The organism is Parvibaculum sedimenti (assembly GCF_009184905.1).
GTDB classification, from domain to species: Bacteria; Pseudomonadota; Alphaproteobacteria; order Parvibaculales; family Parvibaculaceae; genus Parvibaculum; species Parvibaculum sedimenti.
In genome coordinates, this window is the sequence record NZ_WESC01000009.1 from 160,955 (window position 1) to 180,139 (window position 19,185).

The window sequence follows — 19,185 nt, forward strand, 5'->3', positions numbered from 1 at the left end:
TCCCATGGAACTGTTCGACTATACCGTCTTGCGTCTCATCTGGTGGGCCCTGCTCGGCATTCTCCTGATCGCTTTCGCCATCATGGACGGTTTCGACTTCGGCATCGCCATGTTGCAGCCCTATGTCGCCCGCAACGATGTCGAGCGGCGCGTGTTGCTCAACGTGATCGGCCCGGTATGGGAGGGAAACCAGGTCTGGTTCATTCTCGGCGGCGGCGCGATCTTCGCCGCATGGCCGATGCTCTATGCGGTTTCCTTCTCCGGCTTCTATCTCGCGATGTTCCTGATCCTGCTGGCGCTCATCGTGCGGCCTGTCGCGATCGCCTTTCGCGGCAAGGTCGACAATGAGCGGTGGCGGCGCATCTGGGACTGGACGTTCGTCGTCTCCGGTTTCGTTCCCTCGCTGATCTTCGGCGTGGCGTTCGGCAATCTGCTGTTGGGCGTTCCCTTCCATTTCGACCAGACGCTGCGCCTGACCTATGAAGGCAACCTGTTCGGGTTGCTCAATCCCTTCTCCCTTCTTTGCGGCCTCATAAGCCTCCTTATGATCGCGATGCAGGGTGGCACATTCCTCGCGCTCAAGAGCGAAGAGCCGATTGCCGGACGAGCCGTGAAAGCCACGAGCGTTGCCGCTATTGCCTACATTCTGCTCTTCACTGTTGCGGGCGTCTGGATGGCCTATTCCATCAAGGGCTATGTCATTGAGGCGCCTATGATCTCCGATGGGCCGTCCAATCCGCTCCTGAAGGCCGTGAGCCGCGCAGATGGCGCGTGGCTTGCCAATTACACCAGCCACCCGTGGACCATCCTTGCCCCGGTGGTCGCCTATATCGGCGCCTTGGGCACGCTGATCTTCGCTCGCAAGCGGTCCACCATGCTGGCATTCGCGGTGAGCAGCCTCACAATTACAGGAACGATCTGCACGGCGGGGTTCAGCCTGTTCCCTTTCCTGATGCCCTCGTCCAGCAATCCGCAAAGCAGTCTGACAGTCTGGGATGCGTCGTCCAGCCCGACCACGCTCTTCATCATGCTGGTCGCGGCCGTCATCTTTGTACCGATCATCATCGCCTACACGAGCTGGGTCTTCCATGTGATGCGCGGTCCGGTGACGGCAGAACAGATCAAAACAGGCTCTCACAACCTCTATTGAGAGGAGGATGAATTCATGTGGTATTTTTCCTGGGTACTCGGCCTCGGCCTCGCCTGCTCCTTCGCAATCTTCAACGCCATGTGGCTTGAATTTCACGAAGACAACGAAGACCTGGGCTGAAAGCCGATCGGATCGGCTCACCCGCCGGCAAGGCGATGACGGGGAAACCCATGACCTCGCCCGGATCAAGGTTGGAAGATGGACGGCCCCATCCGCTCGGCGCGACGTTCGACGGCGATGGCGTGAACTTCGCGCTCTTCTCGGCCAATGCCCGCAAAGTGGAACTCTGCCTCTTCGACGAGACCGGCGCGCGCGAAATAGAGCGGATCGCCCTTCCCGAATATACCGACGAGGTATGGCACGGCTACCTTCCAGGCACGCATCCCGGACTTCTATATGGTTACAGGGTGCACGGCCCCTATGATCCCATGAGCGGCCACCGCTTCAATCCGAACAAGCTGCTTGTCGATCCTTATGCGAAGGAATTGAACAGCTCGTTCATCTGGAGCGACCTGAACCTCGGCTATGTCGCCGGCGACTCCCGCGAAGACCTGTCCTTCGACGAGCGCGACAACGCCCATGTCGCGCCGAAATGCCGGGTCGTTGGCGCAGCGCCCGGCAGCAACGGCCATATCCGCCCGGACACGCCCTGGCACAGGACGACCATCTACGAATTGCACGTCCGCGGCTACACGATGCGTCATCCCCGGATACGTCCGGATATGCGCGGCACGATGGCAGCACTAGCGCGGCCCGAAGTCATCGACTATCTGCATGATCTTGGCATCACCGCCGTCGAACTCATGCCGCTGAACCCCATCGCCGCCGACATGCATCTCGCAGCGAACGGGTTGCCCAATTACTGGGGCTACAACTCCTGCAACTTCTTCGCGGTTGAGCCGCGCTATCTCGCCAGCGGAGAACGCGAAGAGTTCCGACGCGCGGTCGATGCGTTCCACGCGGCCGGCATCGAGGTCATTCTGGATGTCGTCTATAATCATACCGGCGAGGGCGGGGAACTCGGGGCCACACTATCCTTTCGCGGCATCGACAACGCGACCTACTACATGCTCCGGGACGACAAGCGCCGCTATCTCGATTTCACCGGCTGTCAGAACACGCTGAATGTGGGCCATCCGCGTGTCCTGCAGATGGTGATGGACTCGTTGCGCTACTGGGCCGGGGAAATGCATGTCGACGGATTTCGCTTCGACCTCACCGTGGCGCTGGCGCGGGAAAAGCACCACTTCGCAGCAAATGCCTTATTTCTTGCAGCCGTTGCGCAGGATCCGCTTCTCGCCAGAACCAAACTGATCGCGGAGCCCTGGGACCTCGGCCCAGACGGCTACAGGCTTGGCGGATTTCCGCCCGGCTGGTCCGAATGGAACGACAGGTTTCGCGACGGGGTGCGCAAATACTGGCGCGGCGATCACGGCACGATAGGCGATCTCGCCTTCCGCCTCACCGGCTCAAGCGACATCTTCCACACGCGCGGGCGCAAAGCCTGGTCGAGCATAAACTTCGTCACGGCGCATGATGGCTTCACGCTCGAGGACCTTGTGAGCTATGAGCGCAAGCACAATGACGCCAATCTCGAAAATAATGCCGATGGCTCCGACAATAATCTGAGCTGGAATTGCGGCGTCGAAGGCCCGACAGACGATCCGGCAATCCTCGCTCTCAGACAGCGGCAGAAGCGAAACATGGTGACAACGCTGCTCCTCTCGCAGGGTGTCCCCATGCTTCTCGCCGGCGATGAATTCGGACGCAGCCAGAGCGGCAACAACAACCCCTATTGCCAGGACAATGAAACGAGCTGGATCGACTGGGAACATTGGACGGATGACGACAAGGCTTTTCTGGATTTCGTCAGAGAGCTCCTGCTGTTGAGGGCGCAGCATCCGGCATTTCACAGGCAACATTTCTTTCATGGTCGCCATATCGATGCCGACAGCATAAAGGACATTACGTGGTTGACGCCGGAGGGTCAGGAGATGAGCGATCTCGACTGGCTCATTCCTCAACGGAGATGTCTCGGTTTTCATCTCAACGGCAAATTGAAAGCAGGCTCGGTTGCCGCGGCCGAAGGCCAGCCGGAACATGACTTCATCGTTCTTCTGAACGCCGCAGAGTGGGCGCAACCATTCCGTCTCCCGAAAGCGGCGTTTGGAGAACGCTGGAAAGTCATAATCGATACGGCGCTGGCGAGGCCACAGCCTGACGAACGCCAGATCGGCGCCGGAGAAATCCTGGAGCTTTCCGCGCGCTCCCTCGCCCTTCTGTTGGAGAGTTGAATGACGCACCGCCCGCAGGAGCCCGGTAGAGGATGAGTGAAGACGACCGCCTTCGCCGCCTTTCCGCTCTAGCCGGAATTGAATCTCACTATTGGGACATTGCCGGCGCGCGCCATGAGACACCTCCCGACACCGCGCGGCGGCTTCTTTCGGCGCTCGGATTTCCTGCAAGTAATGAAGCCGAACTGACCGCGAGCCTCGCGACGATCGAGGAGCGGGAATGGCGCCGCCTGCTCCCCCCGGTCATGGTGGTCCGGCTGCATCATATTGCGACCGTGCCCCTTAACCTGCCCGCCGACGAGCCCCGCGACGCCGTCGAATGGCGCGTTGTTCTGGAAGATGGCGAGATCCGGCGGGGCACGCATGCGCATCACACCCTCAAGCGGGATGCGCGCCGTTTTGTTGATGGCCGCGACATCGACCGCCTGCTACTGCCGTTGCCGGCACTCCCGCTTGGCTACCACGAGTTTCTTCTTGACGGATTCCCCTCTGCGCCACGCATGTCTCTCGTCGTCGCTCCAGTCCAATGCTATCTGCCGCCCCAACTTACGAGCGGCCGCCGTCTCTGGGGCCTCGCGGCCCAGCTCTACAGCATCACATCGGAGCGCGACCGGGGCATCGGCGATTTCACGGATCTCGGTACCCTTGCGCAATGGGCCGCCGAACTCGGCGCCGACGCAATCGGCCTCAATCCGCTGCACGCGCTCTTTCCTTCGCTTCCCGAAAACGCCAGCCCCTATTCGCCAAACAGCCGCCTCTTCCGTAACTCGCTCTATCTGGATGTGACAGCGATAGACGAGTACCGGCATAGCGCGGCGGTACAGGGACCGACAACCAAGCCTGCATTTTCTGATTTTCCGTCCACGGCGCACAGCGTGGAATTTGTTGATTATACCACTGTCACCCATCACAAATCCGGCGAGCTTGAACGTCTCCATTCGGAGTTTCGCCGAGCCTGCCGTGTTGGAAGCGATGACGGACGCGCTGACGCATTTCAGAACTTCCGGAACCGGCGCAGCGAGGCGCTTCATCACTTCGCGCTTTTTCAGGTCATGACTGAGGTTTTTGGTACAAACGACTGGACGCAATGGCCTTTGCCATATCGCGATCCATCAGCAAATTCTGTAAGTGCCTTCACACAGGATCACGCAGAGCGCGTCTCCTTCTTCGAATACGTCCAGTGGCAATGCGACCTGCAGATCGGCGGCGCATCCCAACGCGCCAGAGACGCGGGTATGGCAATCGGCCTTTATGGCGATGTCGCGGTGAGCGTCGATCCCGCGGGCGCCGACCACTGGAGCCGGCAAACACTATTCGCCGGAGAGGCCCGCCTTGGCGCACCGCCCGATCCCTTCAATGCGCTCGGTCAGGAATGGGGCGTCGTGCCCATGAACCCGTGGGTCATGCGCGACACCGCTTATGCGGATTTCATCGCTCTGTTGAGAGCCAACATGTGCCACGCGGGAGCCTTGCGCATCGACCACGTCATGGGCTTGCAGCATTCGTTCTGGGTCCCGCGCGGCTCTCCTCCCTCGGCGGGCGCTTATGTCAGTTATCCCTTTGACGATCTCCTCGGCATTCTCGCGCTCGAAAGCCATCGCAATGAATGCCTGATTGTCGGCGAGGCGCTTGGAACAGTGCCGGAAGGATTTCGTCCGCGCATGGCGGAAGCGAACGTCCTTTCCTACCGCGTTCTCTATTTCGAGACCGAGCAAGATCGCCAGAGGCGACCCGTGGAATATCCGTATCTTGCGGCCACTTGCGTTTCCACGCACGACCTCGCCACTCTCAAGGGCTTCTGGAACGCGACCGATCTCGATGCGCGCCGCCGTCTCGGCCTTTATCCAACACCGGAGCATGGCGAGCGGGCGCGTCACGAGCGTGAGCATGACAAGTGGCTGCTTCTCCGCGCACTAGCAGATGAGAATTTGCTGCCCTCGGGCCTCGATACGGACAGGCTCGGCGACATCGAAATGACGCCCGCGCTCGCCTCCGCCGTGCATGCCTACCTCGCCCGCTCTTCTGCCTGCCTGTTCATGGTGCAGATCGACGATCTCATCGGCGAAGACCAGCAGGTCAATCTGCCGGGCACATCGTCGGAATATCCGAACTGGCGGCGCCGGCTTTCCCGATCCCTCAATGAGATATTCTCCGATCCCGGCATCGTCGAAATGGTGCGGCGGATATCGCGCGAACGCGAACAAACCTCGGGCGCCTGAAGGTTCAGTTCAGGAACATCGCCTTTCCATGAATATTTGCGATACGTGGGCGATAGGTATCCGTATCGTAAAGCGCCGCGACATCGACACGGCGCTTTCCTGAAAGGCAAGTGTCGGCGGGCACAATGTCATACTTGCCATCCCGAATGACTGTCATGAGCCCGGTCCTTCCCTCGGCAATCATCTGTACCGCGAGCGCTCCGTAACTTCTCGCCACCATCTGGTCCAGCGCATCGGGCGCACCGGCGCGCATCAGGTAACCGAGGCTTTGGCTGATCGCATCCACCCCGGTGATACGCGCAATCTCCTCGCCGAGAATTTGCCCTATGCCGCCGAACCGCCGCCGACCATGTTCATCCGCCTCGCCATGCCGGACGACTCCGCCGCCCAGCATCCTCGCACCCTCCGAGATAACCACGATGGCATAGTTGGATGGATTTCTGGCCCGGTCCACCATGACCAGTTCAGCCAGGCGCGTGACATCGAACGGAACCTCGGCGATAAGCGCGCGATCCGCATCGGCAAGATAGCTTGAAATGAGTGCGGTCTCGCCGGAGTTGCGCCCGAAGAGTTCGATCACGGCGATGCGCTCATGGCTCCCGGTCGATGTGCGCAAGCTGTTGATGTGTTCGACCGAACGTGAAACGGCCGTCGAAAAGCCGATGCAGTAGTCGGTGCCAAAAACGTCATTGTCCATGGTCTTCGGGATCGAGATGAGATTGAATCCCTGGCGATGAAGATGCGCGCTGTAGGTCAGCGTCCCGTCGCCGCCTATCGTCACTATTACATCGATGCCCAAATGCTCCATGACGCGCAGGATATGCGGCGTGCAATCAAGGGTGCCGTCCGGCGAAGGTACAAATCTGCCTTTCAGGAACGGCGGGAGCTTGTCTTCCGTGATCCGTCTCGGATCGGTGCGCGTCGTGTGCAGGATCGTTCCGCCTGTACGATCGATTGTGCGCACGGCTTCGCGATCGAGGCGCATGAGATATTTTTGATTGCCTTGTGGGTCTTCCGGATCGCAAAAGAGCGGCCCCTCCCAACCACGACGAAATCCCAATACCTCCCAGCCCTGCTCTCCGGCGGCGGTCGTCACCGCCTTGATGCAGGGATTGAGGCCCGGAACATCGCCGCCTCCCGTCAGAATTCCGATCCGCATGTAAAGACCTTCACCTCTGTCGCGATGTCAGCCTCCAGACACCGGCCTCAGGATAAGCGTTGCGAGCGGTGGGAGCATGATGGAAAGCGATTGCGGATATCCATGCGCGCTTATCGCCTCGCTCGCAATGTTGCCCGCATTGCCGACATTGCCACCGCCGTAGAAGCTTGAGTCCGTATTCAGAACTTCACGATAATTGCCGGAATGCGGCACTCCGATCCGATAGGCAGAGCGTGCGACTGGTGTAAAATTGCACAGGATCACCGCGAAATCGTCGGGGTCAACGCCCCGCCGAATATAGGAAATCACGCTTGCCTCCGCATCGTTGCAGTCTATCCAGGCAAAACCCTCCGGCTCGCAATCGCGTTCATGAAGCGCGGGCATGTCGCGATAGAGATGGTTCAAGTCGCGGACAAGCGCCTGAACACCTCCATGCATGGGATCGGCCTCGAGGTGCCAATCGAGGCTCTGGTCGTGGTTCCATTCGCGCTCTTGCGCGAACTCGCCGCCCATGAAGAGCAGCTTCTTGCCGGGCTGCGTATACATAAAGGCGAAATAGGCGCGGAGATTGGCGAACTTCTGCCAGCGGTCCCCCGACATCTTGCCAAGCAGCGATCCCTTGCCGTGAACAACCTCATCATGCGAAAGCGGAAGAACGAAGTTTTCGGTAAAAGCATAGAGGAGACCGAAGGTCAGGCGATCGTGATGGAATTTCCGGTGAACGGGATCCTTCGACATATAGTCGAGCGTGTCGTGCATCCAGCCGAGATTCCACTTGTAGCCGAATCCCAACCCGCCGAGATAGGTCGGCCGGGAGACCATCGGCCAAGCCGTCGACTCTTCCGCCACCGTCATCGCATCGGGATAATGTCCATAGACGAGCTCGTTGAGACGCCGAAGAAAATCAATCGCCTCCAGGTTCTCCACGCCACCATAAACATTCGCAATCCACTCGCCTTCCTTGCGGCTGTAGTTGCGATAGAGCATCGAGGCGACGGCGTCGACACGCAGGCCATCTACGCCAAAACGCTTCAGCCAGAAAAGCGCGTTTGCAAGCAGGTAGCCGCGCACTTCGTTGCGGCCAAAATTGTAGATATGCGTGTTCCAGTCAGGGTGAAAGCCTTCCTTCGGATCTGCATGTTCGTAGAGATGCGTTCCATCGAAGTGAGCAAGTCCGTGCGCATCATTCGGAAAATGTCCTGCGACCCAATCGATGATAACGCCCATGCCCTCCGCATGACATCGCTCGACGAACTGAAGGAATTCGCCCGGTGTGCCATGACGGCTGGTTGGCGCAAACAGCCCCGTCGGCTGATAGCCCCATGAGCCATCGAACGGATATTCACTGACGGGCATCAACTCGATATGCGTGAAACCCATGTTCTTTGCGTAAGGCACCAGCGTGTCGGCCAGCTCAGCATATGTGAGCGGGCGATGCCCTTCTTCCGGGATGCGGCGCCAGGAGCCCAGATGTACCTCGTAGATCGACACTGGCGCGCGGCGGTCGCCACGCGGCCCGCGCTGTACGCCTTCCGCGAGGTTGCGGCGCAGATCGACGGATACGACTGAGGCGGTATGCGGGGGCCGTTCCGCTTCGAAGGCAAAGGGATCGGCCTTGAGCAGAATGGAATTGTCCCGCGTCTTGATTTCATATTTATAACGCGCGCCCGGCGCAACGCCTGGCAGAAATATCTCCCAGATGCCTGCGCCGGGATGCAGCCGCATCGGATGACGCCGCCCGTCCCATCCATTGAAGTCGCCGACGACGCTGACACGCCGCGCATTCGGTGCCCACACCGCGAAGCTCACGCCCGACACACCGTCGAGAACAAGCGGATGCGCGCCCATCTTCTCGAAGCTCAGCGGATTCTGCCCCTCCGCATGGAGATAGAGATCGAGCTCGCCGAGTATCGGACCAAAGGAATATGGATCGTCGACATGGTTCAGCGACCTCCCCGTCTTCACGCGCAAGCGATAAGGAAAGGGCTTGTGCCTGGTTGCGATAATGCCGGTAAAGAATCCTGCCTCGTGCACACGAGAAAGCTTCGCAAGTTCGGCGCCGTCGTCGCGATCGACTACAGACACCGCCGAGGCGCCCGGCTGAAAGACGCGAACAAGAGGACTTCCGCTGCTCGCATCCTCATGCATGCCAAAATATGAAAAGGGATCGCCCTCATCACCGGCCAAAATGCCCCATATCCGCTGGTGAACGGATGCATGCGCCGCAGGCATCTTCGCATCGGACTTCCGCATGGATTGCGCTTACCCTCGCATGGAGGAACCGTCATCTTCTCTGCGCCGCATTGTAGTTTTACATCCTAGAGTTTTCAGGATATGATTGTCACCTTGGCTTCTTCTCATGAATACGCTGAGCCAATAACGGTCTGCTCGTTGCCACTTCCCGAGCCGACCGCAGAGGTAAGTTGAACGCGATCTCCACGTTGTATGCGGGTGTCGAGATGCGGTTGCTTTATGTGACTTCGGAAGTTTTCCCTCTGGCAAAAACCGGTGGCCTGGCAGACATTTCCCGCTCATTGCCCATAGCGTTGAAGCGGCTTGAGGTCGATGTCCGGCTTCTAATTCCGGCCTATCCAAGCGCCCTCGCGCACATCGAAAAGTTACGTCCACTCGCCAAGCTGAAGCCGATGCTCGGCATTGATGAGGCATTGCTCCTGACCGGGATCCTTCCCGGCTCGAACGTGCCGGTTCTGCTCATCGACGCGCCGTCTCTTTTCCAGCGCAGCGGCGGACTCTACCAAAGCCGCAATGGCGTGGAGTGGCCGGACAACCCGCTTCGCTTCGCCTACCTGTCTCATGTCGCCGCACAGATCGCGATGGGGCGGACCGAGCTTGGCTGGAGACCCGATGTGGTGCATGCCAATGACTGGCACACGGGCATCCTGCCCCTGCTCCTCTCCACCGAAGAAGCGCCTCGACCCGGCACGGTTTTCACCGCGCACAACATGGCGTTCCAAGGCAATTTCCCGCCCGACATCTTGCCGACGATCGGCATTTGCGAAGACCATTTTCACAATGGCGACATCGAGTTTTACGGGCAGGCCTCCTTCCTGAAGGCCGGCCTTCACTATGCCGACCGCGTCACCACAGTAAGCCCGACTTATGCCAGGGAGATCCTGACGCCTGAATTCGGTTACGGGCTCGACGGCGTGTTACGCGGCCGCGGGTCCGACTTCAGCGGAATTCTCAACGGCATAGACGAGGCTCTTTGGAATCCTGAGACCGATCCTCATCTGCCCCGAACGTTCGGGGCAAGAAGCATCGCGGGCAAGCGGGTTTGCAAGGCTGCGCTGCAAGAGGAATTTGGCCTGCCGATATCGCCAAACACGCCTCTGATCGGTTTTGTCAGCCGTACCACTCATCAGAAAATGGCGGACGCAATCCTGACCGCACTGCCTTGGCTCAGCGCACAGGGCGCGCAGTTCATCCTTCTTGGTCAGGGAGAAACGGTGCTGGAGGCCGAATTTATCAAGGCACAGGCCGAATACGAAAATTGCGTGTCTGTTCACATCGGCTATGACGAAGCGCTGGCGCACCGGCTTCAGGCTGGCAGCGACATTATCCTCGCGCCTGCGCGGTTCGAACCCTGCGGAATGACACAGCTCTATGCGCTGCGCTACGGCGCGCTGCCGGTCGTTCGGCGCACGGGCGGACTGGCCGACACGGTGGTTGATGCAGACGCGCATAGTATCGCCGACAGGACGGCGACAGGGTTTATCTTCGATGAGGCAAGCCCGGATGGCCTCGTCTCCGCAATTGAAAGGGCTCTCGCTGCCTATCGTCAGCCTTTGACGTGGCGCCGGCTGCAGCTACAGGCCATGGCGCAAAATTTCAGTTGCGACGCAAGCGCCACTCAATACATGTCGCTCTATCGTGAGATTGCGGGCGCCGCGCCCGTGCTGCGCGAGATCAAGGGCGGGCCGTCGGAAGAAGCTATCCGCCTCGCAAAGCAACTTCTCGACGCGGGCAGCTCACCCGCCCGCGCTTCCACGTCGGACAGGCCCTTCCCTCATCCTCAAGAGGATGCCCCCGACGATCGCCCCGCCCTCAACCAAACTCATTAGGAGCGCTGCGCGGGGACGCGATGAGACACGCCGCGTGTTTCAAATATAAACTCGTCCGCTGCTCCTTACTGTCAGTCATACGCCCGACACATTTCGTGGATTTGATGATATTGAAAAGGCGCGCTTGAGCGCAAAGCCTGATGGGCGCAATATTCTCAGCCCAACCACAGGTTTCAATTTGTGGATCGAAAAAGGATTTCATTCAACCTTATCGATGGGAGCGCGGCATGGCCTATTACGACACATTTGATATTTCCGAAGAGGCTATCCAGTTGCGCAGCTATCTGATCTGGGTGGCCGAGGGCTGCCCGGATGGCGCGGATATCGAACATTGGTTGCGCGCGGAAGCGGAGCTTGCCTGGGAGCGGCGTCCCGCCTCCGTTCAGACCAAACTGACGGCCTATGTCGCGCCGCGCATCCCCATTTCAACTCCGCCATGCAGGAGCACAGCCGCCCGGCTCTTCCTGCAACGTGGCTCTGCCTCCGTCAGCGTTGCCAGGCAATAAGCGGAAGCTCGTTAGGCAAGACGACATCGGGATGATCGGGCACAATGCGGGCCGTATAGTCATCGATCGAACGGGACGTCGAGACCGCGCCAGCATAGACAAAGCCGTTGATGGATCCGGGAATTTCATGTTCGCGGTGGAGCAGAACGATTTCGGGCACAAGCTCGTCCCTCGCATCGGCGAATAGCTCCACACGCACGGATGACGGCGCCACCTCACCAAGATGAACCGGCACGACCACGTTCCAGGTTGCTTCGTTCCGCGTGATCGTCGGCCTTCCGATATGCAGTGACGACCATCCCGCATGCAGGTCCCTGGACCACTTGTTCATCTCCCGCGCCTTTGCGTTCTTGTCCTTTAATCGCTCTGCCACTGCCTGCGCACGCGGAAGATAGGCCTGCTCGATATAGTCTTTCATCATTCGCGAGCCCGCGAATGCTGGCGTCAGTATGGACATGCTATTTCGAATTCTTTGCAGCCATGCCCTCGGCACCCCCGCAACGTCACAATCGTAGAATTCCGGAATGACCCTGGTTTCGAGCGTTTCATAGAGGCTTTCCGCGTCGCGCGCATCGACATCTTCAACCGAGCCACCGCGAGCGTCCCCGATCGCCCAGCCGACATCCGGCCGGTAGGCTTCATCCCACCATCCATCCAGGATCGAACAGTTGAGACCGCCATTGACGAGAATCTTCATGCCGCTCGTGCCGCACGCTTCCCACGGCCTGCGCGGCGTATTGATCCAGACATCCACCCCCTGAACAAGATGCTGCGCCAGATCGATGTCATAATCCTCGAGAAATACGACGCGCTGCCGGAATTTCGGCTGACGCGCCACATTGATCCACGAGCGGATCATTTCCTTTCCTACCGAATCCGCCGGATGGGCCTTGCCGGACATGACGATCTGCGCGGGCCGGTTTTCATTGAGAAGTAGGCGTCCCAGACGGTCGAGGTCGCGAAGAAGAATGTCCGTTCGCTTGTATTCGGTGAACCGTCGCGAAAATCCGATCATCAGAATATTCGGATCGAGTGCAGTATCGGCGGTGTGCACCGCCTCCGCATCCCGGCCCCGCTCCCGGAGTTGGGTCGCCAGATGCCGACGTGTCAGATGGACGAGGTGTGCGCGGTTCTTGTTGCGCATCGCCCATAGCTCCTCGTCGGGGACCTGGGCGATATTCTCAACCTCGGTGCCGGGGTCTGACCGCCATCTTTCCTTTCCGCAAGCCTCCGTCCATATCCTGTCGGCTTCCGCGGAGTCCCATGTCGGCATGTGAACGCCGTTGGTGATGTGTCCTACCGGCACCTCGCAGGTTGGCCAACGCGGAAAGAGGGGCTGAAATATCCGGCGACTGAATTCGCCATGCAGGCGACTGACACCCACGCAAGTCGCCGAACCGCGCAGGGCGAGATACGCCATATTGAACTGCTCCTCCTCATCGTCCGGGTTGATCCGGCCGAGCGCCAGTATGTCTGCCAGCGTGAGGCTATCTCCCGCAATCGATCCTTCGACATAGGGCAGATATTTCCGTAACAAATCAGCCGGAAACCGATCGAAGCCCGCCGCTACGGGCGTATGCGTCGTGAAGACATTGCCTGCCCGTGTCGCCCACAAGCCGTCCCAAAAGTCGATATTCTCCTTCAGCGCCTGTTGGCGCGCACGCTCAATGATCGCGAAGGCGGCGTGCCCCTCATTGATATGGCAAACTTCAATCTCCGGATGGAGAGCCTTGACGACGCGCCAGCCGCCAATGCCGAGCACGATCTCCTGCATCAGACGGGTCTCTGTTCCACCGCCATAAAGCTTTGCGGTAATGCCGCGATCCGGCGGCCCGTTGAGCGCATCATTGCTGTCGAGCAGATAGAGCTTCACGCGTCCCACATTCGCCTGCCAGACCCGCAACAGCACAACGCGGCCCGGCATTTCAAGCGGGATGCGCAACCAGCCGCCTTCGGGGAGAATGACGGGCTCTATCGGCATCGCGGCCGGCTCGTTAAATGGGTAAAATTCCTGCTGGCCGCCGCTCGCATCCAGGACCTGGCGGAAATAGCCTTCCTGATAGAGAAGCCCTATCCCGACAATCGGAACATCGAGATCGCTGGCCGCCTTCAGAAAATCTCCCGCCAGAATGCCAAGGCCGCCAGCGTAGAGCGGCAGCGCAGCTCCAAGACCGAATTCCATGCTGAAATAGGCCACGCCCCCCAGCTGCGATGCTTGCTCTGAGCTTCGAAACCAGCCAGGCGTCTTCAAATATCGTTCCCGGACCGCCACAAAACTCGCAAGCTCATCAAGAAACTTCTTGTCCCTTGCCAGCGCCTTGAAACGCTCCGCAGGTGTACTCTGCAGGACGACCCATGGATTGTGCGTGCGTTCCCACAAGTCCTCATTGACACAGGACCACAGGGCATCGCCCTCGTGACTCCATGTCCAGCGCAGATCGAGCGTAAGTGATTGAAGAATGGATATCTCGCCCGGCAATGTCGGCAGGGGAAGTGCAACCATGACTTCACTCCGTACATTCAGGTGCCGTGTGAGCACCTGTCACTTTCGCCCGAAGGCGAAACGCAACCTGCCGGTCATCATGACGCCTTCTTGCGGTAAAATCCACGGTAACGGCCTTGACGCATGATGCGCCGCGCGACATTGCGTGCCCTTCATGCGGGGCAGGATGAAGGCTGTCGAACTGCACAAGCGAAAGCCTTGAGGGAAATCAATGCCCCCGACCGTCACCGCGCATCTGATTTAATCCATAAATCGCTATTCGCCCCCAGCAGAGGTTCGTCATGTCCGGTCACTCTGCGCGGTCCACGACGCACGGCACCGTGTGCATACCGCCCTTTGGACTTCCCGGCTCGCTCGATATTCCAGCGGGTGCCAAGGGTATCATTCTCTTTGCGCATGGCAGCGGAAGCAGCCGGCTCAGCCCACGAAACAACTATGTCGGCAAGGCGCTCCGCGACGGAGGTCTAGGCACCCTTCTCTTCGATCTTCTCACCGAGGAAGAGGAGGCGGTCCGCGCCCATGTCTTCGACATAGAGCTCCTTGCCGGTCGGCTGTCGACAGCGGCGGAGTGGCTCGTGGCGGAGCCGGTTGCCGCAGGGCTTTCACTGGGCTTGTTCGGCGCGAGCACAGGCGCCGCGGCGGCCCTCGTTGCGGCAGCGCGCGCAGATATTTACGGCGCCATCGTATCGCGCGGCGGCAGACCCGACCTTGCAGGCGAGGCCTTGTCACTCGTTACAGCGCCCACCCTGCTCATTGTCGGCGGCAACGACCGCGATGTCCTGGCGCTGAACCGCGAGGCGCTTGCTCAACTGAGATGCACGAAAGAACTCGCGATCGTGCCGGGCGCCACCCATCTCTTCGAAGAGCCCGGCGCGCTCGACCAGGTGATCGAACTCGCGCGTGACTGGTTTCTCCTGCATTTGCCTCAAGCCGGAAAGAGAGCCTGAATGTTCGCCGATCGTGAGGAGGCCGGCCGAAAGCTTGGCGCCAGGTTGCTGCGCTTCAAGGATCAGAAACCCTGCATTCTGGCGCTTCCGCGTGGCGGCGTACCGGTGGGCCTCGAAGTCGCAAAGATGCTCGGCGCCCCACTCGATCTCATCATCGTGCGCAAGCTCGGCGCGCCCTGGCAACGGGAACTCGCAATCGGTGCGATCGTTGACGGCGACAAGCCGCAACTCGTCCTCAACAGGGACATCATCGCCCAGCTCGGCATTACGCCCGAAGAGATAGAGTCGGCAAAGAAACAGCAGATTGCGGAAATCGAGCGCCGGCGCGCGGCCTACCTCGCGGGCCGACCCCGCGTCGCAATTGAAGGCCGCACGGCCATCATCGTCGATGATGGGATCGCCACCGGCGCGACCATCAGGGCGGCCATTCTGGCCACCCGCGCAGCACATCCAATGAAGATCGTGCTCGCCGTCCCCGTCGCGCCGACGGACACCATTGCGGCACTCAACCGTGAGGCGGATGAAATCGTCTGTCTCGAGACGCATGACGATTTTGCCGCGCTCAGCCTCTACTACATGGATTTTCGTCAGCTCGAGGACGAGGAAATGCGCGCGCTGCTCGCCCGCGCGCCGCATGCCCCGCCCAGCACGGCCTTCTCACAAGACTGAAAGGACATCGCCCATGCAACGTCCCCTTTCCATCGCCTTCCGCGACATGGAGCCCTCTCCCGCCGTAGAGGCACGCATCAGAACCCATGTCGAAAAGCTCGAACACCTGTATCGCCAGATCATCGGCTGCCACGTCGTCATCGAGGCGCCGCACCACCACCAGCATAAGGGCAAGCTTTACCGCGCCAGCATCAACGTCAAGGTTCCGAGCGGTGAAATCGTCGTGAACAGCACCGGGCCGCAAAATCATGCGCATGAAGACGTGTATGTCGCCATCCGCGACGCCTTCGATGCGCTGGCGCGGCGCCTCGAAGACCACTCCCGCCGCGATCGCGGCGTGGAGAAAGCTCATGCGGTCCCCACACACGGAAAGGTGCAAAAGCTCTTTCCAGCTGAGGGCTATGGCTTCGTCATCACAAGCGATGGCGACGAAATCTATTTTCATGAAAACAGCGTCGCAAACCACGGCTTTGGCGCATTGAAAGTCGGGACCGAAGTGCGCCTCGTCATCGCCGAAAAGGAAGGCGAGCATGGAGCACAGGCGAGCACCGTCACGCCGATCGGCAAACACCACCCGACGCCCTGAGCCAGGCGCATGGGGCGAATAGTGAAAATGTTCCTCGCCGGTGACGTCATGCTGGGACGCGGCATCGACCAGATACTGCCCTATCCCGGCGATCCGACGCTTTACGAACGCTATATGCCGTCGGCAGAGGATTATGTGCGGCTCGCTGAAAACGTCCATGGGCACATCCCACGACAGGTGGCCCCAGCCTATGTCTGGGGCGATGCCCTGGCGGAGCTTGATCGGTACGCGCCCGATCTCCGCATCGTCAACCTCGAAACGGCGGTTACCACTTCTAAAAGTCATGAGCCGAAAGGCATCAATTACAGAATGAATCCGCGAAACGCCGAAACGCTGCGCGCATTCCGGATCGACTGTTGTACGCTTGCCAACAATCATGTGCTCGACTGGGGCCGGAAGGGGCTCATCGAAACAATCGAAAGCATGAACGGAATCTGCATTGCCGCGACGGGCGCAGGGCGCAACGAGGCGGAGGCCCAGACGCCAGCCATTCTCAATGTGGCGGACGGCGTTCGCGTCCTCGTCTTTGCAGCGGCCATGCCGACGAGCGGCGTTCCGGCGAAATGGGCAGCCGGAGAAAAGAAAGCCGGCATCTCGTTCCTCAAAGATATGTCGAATACCAGCGTTGACGCCGTCGCCCACAGGATCGCCTCCCTGAAAGGCCCCGGCGACATCGCCGCACTGTCGCTTCATTGGGGCACCAACTGGGGTTATCGCATTTCCCAGAAGGAGATCGCCTTCGCGCATGCGCTCATGGACCACGCGGGCGTGGACCTTCTGCACGGTCATTCATCGCACCATGCCAAGGCCGTCGAGTTATATCGAGGCAAGCTGATCCTTTATGGCTGCGGCGACTTTATCAACGACTATGAGGGAATCCCGGGGCACAAGGGATACCGCAGCGACCTGGCGCTCGCCTATCTCGCCTCACTCGATGCCGCGAATGGCGGGCACCTGAATGCCCTCTCGATCATCCCCTTCCAGATACGAAACTTCCAGCTTCGGAGTGCTTCAAGCGAAGACGCAAATTGGTTGCAGGATACGCTCACCCGCGAAAGCTGCCATTTCGGAGTTCGCTTCGTCGCCTCGGACACCCGCGAGTTGAAGCTCGTCCGGGAGGTTGCCCGAATTGATTGAAATCATCGCAGTAACACCCCGGAATCATAAGCTCACTCCATGAAACTATTCGCTCTCAATGCCAGCCGGGACTTCGGCGAAAAGGTTGCGATCTCGCTCGGCGTCGCGCTCGACGCGCATGAGGAGCGCAAGTTCGAAGATGGCGAACACAAGGCACGACCGCTGGTCAGCGTGCGTGGTGAGGATGTCTATATTGTCCAGAGCCTCCATGGCGGGCCGGATCAATCACCGAACGACAAGCTCTGCCGCCTGCTCTTCTACATTGGCACCATGAAGGAAAACGGCGCTTCGCGCGTCACCGCCGTCATTCCCTATCTCGCCTATGCGCGAAAGGACCGGCAGACGAAAAGCCGCGATCCCGTGACGACGCGCTATGTCGCGCAGCTTCTCGAGGCCGTTGGAACCGATTGCGTCGTGACAATGGAAGTTCACAATATCGTCGCCTTCCAGAATGCGTTTCGCTGCCAGACGATTCATCTCGACACATGCCGTCTTTTCTCGAACGTGGCGGCAAAGATTGCCGGCGACGGGCCGGTAGTTGTCGCCTCGCCTGATCCCGGCGGCGTGAAGCGTGCGCAGCTATTCCGCGAGGCGCTTGAAACATCGCTCGGCCGCCCTGTCGGAAGCGCTTTCATGGAAAAGCGCCGCAGCGCGGGCGTGGTGAGCGGCAACCTGCTCGTCGGCGAGGTACGGGGCGCCAATGTCCTCATTGTTGACGATCTCATCGCCAGCGGCGGAACCATGACGCGGGCGGCAAGTGCCTGTCGCGAGGCAGGCGCGCGAGCGACCTATGCGTTTGCCGCGCATGGGCTGTTTACGGGCAATGCCGCGACCACGATCGAGAACCCGGACCTCGCGAAGCTCATCATCGCCGACACCGTGCCGCCCTTCCGTCTCGACGCGCAAACCCTCGTGTCCCACGTTGAAATCGTCAGCGCCGCGCCCCTCTTCGCCGAGACGATCCGCAGACTCCACGCAGATGGCTCAATCAACGATCTCCTCGAAGGGCGGAGCTGAGTTCCGGCGCCTCCGCGAGCGCCAGATATTGCATCGCCAGCGGCAACCATTTCTCCGGTTTGCGCGGGTCATGCTCGATGATGTGAACGAGCGAGAGCCGCGCGCGCAGGCAAGCCCGATAGCGCCAATAGAATGCGACGAGCTCCGGCGATGGCCTGTCGCCAAGGCGCTCGGCATAGCGATCGAGAAGCGTAGCCTCGATCCAGCCGTCTCCGAGACGCCTGCATTCGAGCCCCAGAAACGTCAGCTCATCCACCGGGTCGACGAGGCGAAATGCACGGTTGAACTCCAGACAATCGATGATGACCGGCGGCGTATTGAGACACACATGTTCGGGTCGCAAATCGCCATGTCCTTCAACGATGCGCCCCGCCTCTACCCGCGCCCTCAGCAAGCCATTGTCTGCTAGCAACACCTCGTCTATCTGCCGCAGTGTGTCCTCAATCCTGGCGCCGTCGAGAGCGAAGGCCGGGTCCGTGAGCACTGTGCGCGTATTCGCCTGTTCGCGCCGGAATTGATCCACATAAGCGTCGGGCGTCAGATCGGCGTGCTCGGCGCTCTCGTAGAAATCGCATAGGCGGTCGGCGACCGAAACGACGTCGCCGCGCCCCACCTCTCCCGCCGCGAGCGCCCGATCGAGCATTCGCTCGCGGGGCAGACGCCGCATAAGCACGAGCCAATCGACAGGCGCGCCCTGCCCGCCAATCGCAAGTTCGCCCGCCCCATCCACAGTCAAAGGCGCCACCCCGAGATACACATCCGGCGCGAGCCGCCGGTTGAGCCTCACCTCTTCGCGGCAGTCCTTTGCCCGGGCCTCGACCGTGCTGAAGTCGAGAAAGGGATAGCGCACGGGCTTCTTGAGCTTGTAGACCCGTTTGCCCACCAGAAAGACCCACGACATATGAGTTTCACTGGC

The 19,185-nt window shown here is 60.1% G+C and carries 15 protein-coding genes; 11 read left to right on the forward strand and 4 right to left on the reverse strand.

Translation table 11 applies throughout. The annotated features are described in order from the left end of the window. Window positions 1-4: 4 nt before the first annotated feature. Genes cydB through malQ form a run of 4 tightly spaced genes read left to right on the forward strand, consistent with a single transcriptional unit; the run spans window position 5 to window position 5,663 of the window. Entirely contained in the window at window positions 5-1,150 is a 1,146-nt protein-coding gene (gene cydB / locus F2P47_RS11655) for a cytochrome d ubiquinol oxidase subunit II (RefSeq protein WP_152216530.1), read from the forward strand. A gap of 15 nt (window positions 1,151-1,165) precedes the next feature. Further along, window positions 1,166-1,270, forward strand: a complete 105-nt coding sequence (gene cydX / locus F2P47_RS11660; protein WP_152216531.1) for a cytochrome bd-I oxidase subunit CydX — start codon at window positions 1,166-1,168, stop codon at window positions 1,268-1,270. A gap of 50 nt (window positions 1,271-1,320) precedes the next feature. Continuing rightward, window positions 1,321-3,444, forward strand: a complete 2,124-nt coding sequence (gene glgX / locus F2P47_RS11665) for a glycogen debranching protein GlgX (protein WP_152216532.1) — start codon at window positions 1,321-1,323, stop codon at window positions 3,442-3,444. A 32-nt stretch (window positions 3,445-3,476) separates the two neighbouring features. After that, entirely contained in the window at window positions 3,477-5,663 is a 2,187-nt protein-coding gene (gene malQ / locus F2P47_RS11670; RefSeq protein ID WP_152216533.1) for a 4-alpha-glucanotransferase, read from the forward strand. 4 nt (window positions 5,664-5,667) lie between these two features. Here malQ and F2P47_RS11675 read toward each other — a convergent pair whose 3' ends face one another. Continuing rightward, window positions 5,668-6,822: a 6-phosphofructokinase gene (locus tag F2P47_RS11675; RefSeq protein ID WP_152216534.1), complete on the reverse strand. Its 1,155-nt coding sequence runs from the start codon at window positions 6,820-6,822 to the stop codon at window positions 5,668-5,670. Between the two features lie 27 nt (window positions 6,823-6,849). Beyond that, window positions 6,850-9,075, reverse strand: a complete 2,226-nt coding sequence (gene glgB, locus F2P47_RS11680; protein ID WP_425500036.1) for a 1,4-alpha-glucan branching protein GlgB — start codon at window positions 9,073-9,075, stop codon at window positions 6,850-6,852. A 170-nt stretch (window positions 9,076-9,245) separates the two neighbouring features. On the opposite strand from glgB, the gene glgA reads away from it, so the two are divergent. Both glgA and F2P47_RS11690 read left to right on the forward strand, forming a co-directional pair. Next, on the forward strand, window positions 9,246-10,904 hold the full coding sequence (gene glgA / locus F2P47_RS11685) for a glycogen synthase GlgA (protein ID WP_204886654.1): 1,659 nt from the start codon (window positions 9,246-9,248) through the stop codon (window positions 10,902-10,904). Between the two features lie 227 nt (window positions 10,905-11,131). Continuing rightward, complete coding sequence (locus F2P47_RS11690) at window positions 11,132-11,410, forward strand: DUF2934 domain-containing protein (protein ID WP_152216535.1); 279 nt, start codon at window positions 11,132-11,134, stop codon at window positions 11,408-11,410. Here the strand turns inward: F2P47_RS11690 and glgP are convergent. Next, window positions 11,391-13,913: an alpha-glucan family phosphorylase gene (gene glgP, locus F2P47_RS11695; protein ID WP_152216536.1), complete on the reverse strand. Its 2,523-nt coding sequence runs from the start codon at window positions 13,911-13,913 to the stop codon at window positions 11,391-11,393. The genes F2P47_RS11690 and glgP overlap by 20 nt on opposite strands. A 281-nt stretch (window positions 13,914-14,194) precedes the next feature. Here glgP and F2P47_RS11700 point away from each other — a divergent pair, with 281 nt between their 5' ends. From F2P47_RS11700 to F2P47_RS11720, 5 genes are read left to right on the forward strand one after another with little or no spacing between them, the layout of a single operon-like run. Further along, window positions 14,195-14,860 carry a dienelactone hydrolase family protein gene (locus F2P47_RS11700; protein ID WP_152216537.1) on the forward strand — a complete coding sequence of 222 codons (666 nt, stop codon included), beginning with the start codon at window positions 14,195-14,197 and terminating at the stop codon, window positions 14,858-14,860. Continuing rightward, a complete protein-coding gene (locus tag F2P47_RS11705; protein ID WP_152216538.1) occupies window positions 14,861-15,529 on the forward strand; it encodes a phosphoribosyltransferase in 669 nt (222 codons plus the stop codon). A 13-nt stretch (window positions 15,530-15,542) separates the two neighbouring features. Beyond that, a complete protein-coding gene (locus F2P47_RS11710) occupies window positions 15,543-16,115 on the forward strand; it encodes an HPF/RaiA family ribosome-associated protein (RefSeq protein WP_152216539.1) in 573 nt (190 codons plus the stop codon). 27 nt (window positions 16,116-16,142) lie between these two features. Next, on the forward strand, window positions 16,143-17,252 hold the full coding sequence (locus tag F2P47_RS11715; protein ID WP_246176859.1) for a CapA family protein: 1,110 nt from the start codon (window positions 16,143-16,145) through the stop codon (window positions 17,250-17,252). Window positions 17,253-17,291: 39 nt separating this feature from the next. Beyond that, window positions 17,292-18,269: a ribose-phosphate diphosphokinase gene (locus F2P47_RS11720; protein WP_152216541.1), complete on the forward strand. Its 978-nt coding sequence runs from the start codon at window positions 17,292-17,294 to the stop codon at window positions 18,267-18,269. On the opposite strand, the gene F2P47_RS11725 is transcribed toward F2P47_RS11720, so the two are convergent. Further along, entirely contained in the window at window positions 18,241-19,170 is a 930-nt protein-coding gene (locus F2P47_RS11725) for a hypothetical protein (protein ID WP_204886656.1), read from the reverse strand. The genes F2P47_RS11720 and F2P47_RS11725 overlap by 29 nt on opposite strands. Window positions 19,171-19,185: the final 15 nt, after the last annotated feature.